Source organism: Schlesneria sp. (assembly GCF_036405755.1).
Classification (GTDB): Bacteria; Planctomycetota; Planctomycetia; order Planctomycetales; family Planctomycetaceae; genus Schlesneria; species Schlesneria sphaerica.
In genome coordinates, this window is record NZ_DASWWZ010000718.1 from 1 (window position 1) to 4,129 (window position 4,129).

Annotated in this window: 3 protein-coding genes; all 3 read right to left on the reverse strand. The window is 56.4% G+C overall.

What is annotated here, in order from left to right:
* A partial coding sequence (locus tag VGE80_RS23535; protein ID WP_440594353.1) for a hypothetical protein occupies positions 1-1,176 on the reverse strand: 1,176 nt, incomplete at its 3' end.
* Between the two features lie 309 nt (positions 1,177-1,485).
* On the reverse strand, positions 1,486-2,259 hold the full coding sequence (locus VGE80_RS23540; RefSeq protein ID WP_373650843.1) for a succinate dehydrogenase/fumarate reductase iron-sulfur subunit: 774 nt from the start codon (positions 2,257-2,259) through the stop codon (positions 1,486-1,488).
* Between the two features lie 81 nt (positions 2,260-2,340).
* Positions 2,341-4,129 (reverse strand): fumarate reductase/succinate dehydrogenase flavoprotein subunit (locus tag VGE80_RS23545; protein WP_440594354.1); only part of this gene is annotated, 1,789 nt, incomplete at its 5' end.

Genomic DNA, 4,129 nt, shown 5'->3' on the forward strand with positions numbered 1-4,129 from the left:
GCCCAGAATCATATCCTGGTGATAGCGGATGTTGAGCTTTCCAATTCGTCCACTTCCGCCATTCGTGTGGAACAGTGCAGGAGACTCGGGGCGGAACTTCGTTTTCGCTCCGGGCTGAACAGTCATGCGGAGGATCGAGCACTTCTGGTCGCCCAGGAAATTGCCGTACACGATCCACTTGGCATCGACGCCATCAGCAGAGAACTCATCCGAGGTGATTGCCGGACGGGAATTCTTCAGTACAAAGTCCGGGTCCTGGTTCGCGGCGAAGTCAAACTTCTCAACCAGATATTCCCAGTCTTCGTGGCGTGCGGCCGGATAATCTTCTTCGCGGCACGCGTAGAACGCGTCTTTCGCCCCGATTCGGCCGTCGAGAGTCAGATCCTCTGCGAGGAAATGCTCGTCCATGGTCACGTGCAACTCGTGGGTGCACAGATTCGTGGGTGAGTGCAATACCCCGTTCGGCATCACGAAGCCGTGATCAAGTCGCATCATGACGTGTGGTGCCAGATGGCGAACTCCGTTGTATTCGTCCTTGCCGAAACGCTTCATGCAGGCAAGGAACTGATCTTTCGTCACGAAGGGGTACAATCCCATCGCGGTCGTGTGATAGTGCGAAGGGTTCACTCCAGGGTTGTCGAACGAGTTAATGTCATAGACTTCCCACTTCGCCCAGTGCAGGTGATCGGGAATGGGATTCAAATTGTCAAACTTCTTCGAGACGATGGGCCACGTCGCGTAGCCGAACATTTCTTTCGCGAACGCCGATACCTTGTCACCGATGACCGATGAAGGATTGGCCGCGATCAGGTCCTGGAGTGCGACGACCTGTCCGCTGGCGGTCAGGACCTGGGCTTCCCCTTCGCGGAACGGAGCCTTATTCGTTCTTGTGTCGATGACACCGGTCTTGATCGGAACAGTGCAGCACATCCAGATTTCATCCAGACCCGTACCACCCATGTAGTCTGGGTAGTAGGACTTGGCGTCCAGGCGAAGTCGCTTGCCCGGAGTACAGAATGTCCGACCGGCGTAGCGGTGAAGCAACTGCAGTACACCGCCGTGCTGGTTGAGGCAGTCGTCCAGAACCGACGCAATACCGTTGCTGGTTCCGTCGATCACGTCGTGCCGGGGATACTCGTGCAGTTTGTCCGCGAGAATTGAGTTCGAAGCAGCCATGAGCGTTTCTTCTCTCAGAAGAAGTCTTCGGATTGTCTAAAAGATAAACTCGCTACGACGCCACATTCCATGATTCATCTGGGCAAGGAAAGGGGGCGGTAGCGAGTGTCAGAAATTATTCCAGTAGTATCGCCGATGAGCAATGGAAGCCCTGTGAGAATCCGCATGTATCGAGGGGAGAGATGACCTGCTGTGCATGGACTTGGCGCTCGACTTTTCAGGGAGGGCTCGGAAAGACCCGGCTCGTACTGAGACGAACCGAACTGCCGATGCTGGTCATCCCCGAAGTTTGCGCTCCGAATGTGGTTTTTATTCCTTAGAGCACATCACGGCCTTCATGTACTCACGGTTCAGTTGAGCAATGTTGGACAACGTGATTCCGGCGGGACAGGCGGCTTCGCACTCGGCCGTGTTCGTGCAGTTTCCGAATTGCTCGGCGTCCATTGCTGCGACCATCTTCAAGACGCGTTTGCTGCGTTCGCCTTGTCCCTGAGGCACATTGGCAAGGTGTGAGACTTTCGCGGAAACGAAGAGCATTGCCGAGGCGTTCTTACAGGATGCGACGCACGCCCCGCACCCGATGCATGCCGCAGCACCCATGGCTGCCTGCTGTACGTGGTGAGGGACCAGCGTCGTATTGGCTTCGGGGGCATTCCCGGTATTGACGGAAACGTAACCGCCAGCCTGAATGACCCGATCGAACGCAGAGCGGTCTACGACCAGGTCGCGGACAATCGGGAAGGCCTTGGCCAGCCAGGGTTCGATGACAATCGTGTCTCCATCCTGGAAGCGGCGCATGTGCAACTGACACGTGGTGGTGCCACTATCAGGTCCATGTGCCTGTCCATTAATGACAACACCACAGGCACCGCAGATCCCTTCGCGGCAGTCGTGATCGAACGCCACAGGTTCTTCACCCTTGGCGATCAACTGCTCGTTCAGGACGTCGAGCATTTCCAGGAATGACATGTCAGTCGAAATGCCGCTGACGTTGTAAGTCTTCAGGCTACCTGGCTGCTTCGGACCGGCTTGTCGCCAGATCTTCAGTGTGAGGCTCAGGTTCTTGGAAGCAGCGTGGCTCATGATGTTTTGATACTCCGCGCAGACGGATTGAGAGATTTCAAGTGCGAGCGGTTTTGTGCGTCTCTTCGACCAACCTCGAAATCATTTGTAACTTCGGACGCCAAACGGAGCATCCACGAAGGTCAGGGGTTCTTTATGGAGAATTGATTCTGTGCCGACATTCTGGAACTCCCAGGCCGATACAAAACTGAATTCGTCATCGTTGCGTGCGCACTCGCCTTCCTCTGTCTGATGTTCTTCCCGGAAGTGGCCTCCGCAGGATTCATCTCGGTGCAGGGCATCGCGGGCCAGGAGTTCAGAAAACTCCAGGAAGTCAGCGACGCGACCGGCGTGTTCCAGATTCTGGTTCAAGGTTTCGCCGCTGCCGAGCACCTTGACGTCCTGCCAGAACTGCTCACGAAGTTCACTAATCAAATCGATGGCCTTCAACAGACCTTTCTCGTTGCGGGCCATACCGACATAGTCCCACATGATCTTTCCGAGGGCTCGATGGAAGTACTCGGTGCTATGGGTGCCGTTGACTTTGAGGATGGACTCGACTCGGGACTTTGCCCCTTCGAGTGCCGCCTGGAATTCGGGGCGATCAGTTGTGACAGGCTTCACCTTACGGGTGGCAATGTGATCTCCGACGGTGTAGGGAATCACGAAGTAGCCGTCAGCCAATCCCTGCATCAGCGCACTGGCACCGAGGCGGTTCGCCCCGTGGTCAGAGAAATTGGCCTCGCCCAGGACGTACAGACCGGGAAGGTTGCTCTGCAGGTTATAGTCGACCCACAGTCCGCCCATCGTGTAGTGCACTGCGGGGTAGATCCGCATGGGGACCTTATAGGGGTTTTCGCCCGTGATCCGCTCGTACATATGGAAGAGGTTTCCATACTTTTCGCGGATGACGGATTCTCCGTCTTCTTTGATCGCTCGCGAGAAATCAAGGTAGACGGACATCTTGGACGGACCAACGCCATACCCGGCGTCGCAGCGTTCTTTTGCCGCCCTCGAAGAGACGTCGCGCGGGGCCAGGTTGCCGTAAGAGGGATAACGTCGCTCAAGATAGTAATCGCGATCCGCGTCTGGAATCTGATCAGGCGAACGGACGTCGTCTTTATTTTTGGGAACCCAGACGCGACCGTCGTTTCGCAAACTTTCGCTCATCAGGGTCAGCTTGGACTGATGTCCGCCACTGACGGGGATGCACGTCGGATGAATCTGTGTGTAGCAGGGGTTTGCGAAATAAGCTCCCCGTTTATGGCACCGCCAGGCCGCAGTGACGTTACAGGCTTTGGCATTCGTCGAGAGATAGTAGGCATTGCCGTATCCGCCGGTGCACAGCACGACAGCGTCACTGGCGAATGTCTCGAATTTTCCTGTCACCAGGTCTCGCGTCACGATTCCGCGGGCAACTCCGTCGACGACGACCAGATCGAGCATTTCTCGCCGCGTGAACAGCTTGACGCCTCCCCCGTTCACTTGTCGCATCATTGCCTGGTAGGCACCCAGCAGTAGCTGCTGACCCGTCTGGCCCCCACAGTAGAACGTTCGAGAGACCTGGGCACCGCCGAATGAACGGTTTGCCAGAGTACCGCCGTACTCGCGAGCGAAGGGGACCCCCTGGGCCACACACTGATCGATAATCGAAGTGCTCAGTGTTGCCAATCGATAGACGTTCGACTCACGGGCGCGCCATTCGCCACCTTTAACGGTGTCGTAGAACAGTCGCCAGATGGAATCGCCATCGTTCTGATAGTTCTTGGCGGCATTGATCCCCCCTTGGGCGGCAATACTGTGTGCCCTGCGGGGAGAATCCTGAATGCAGAATGACAGGACGTTATAACCCAGCTCCGCGAGTGAGGCTGCGGCTGATCCACCTGCCAGG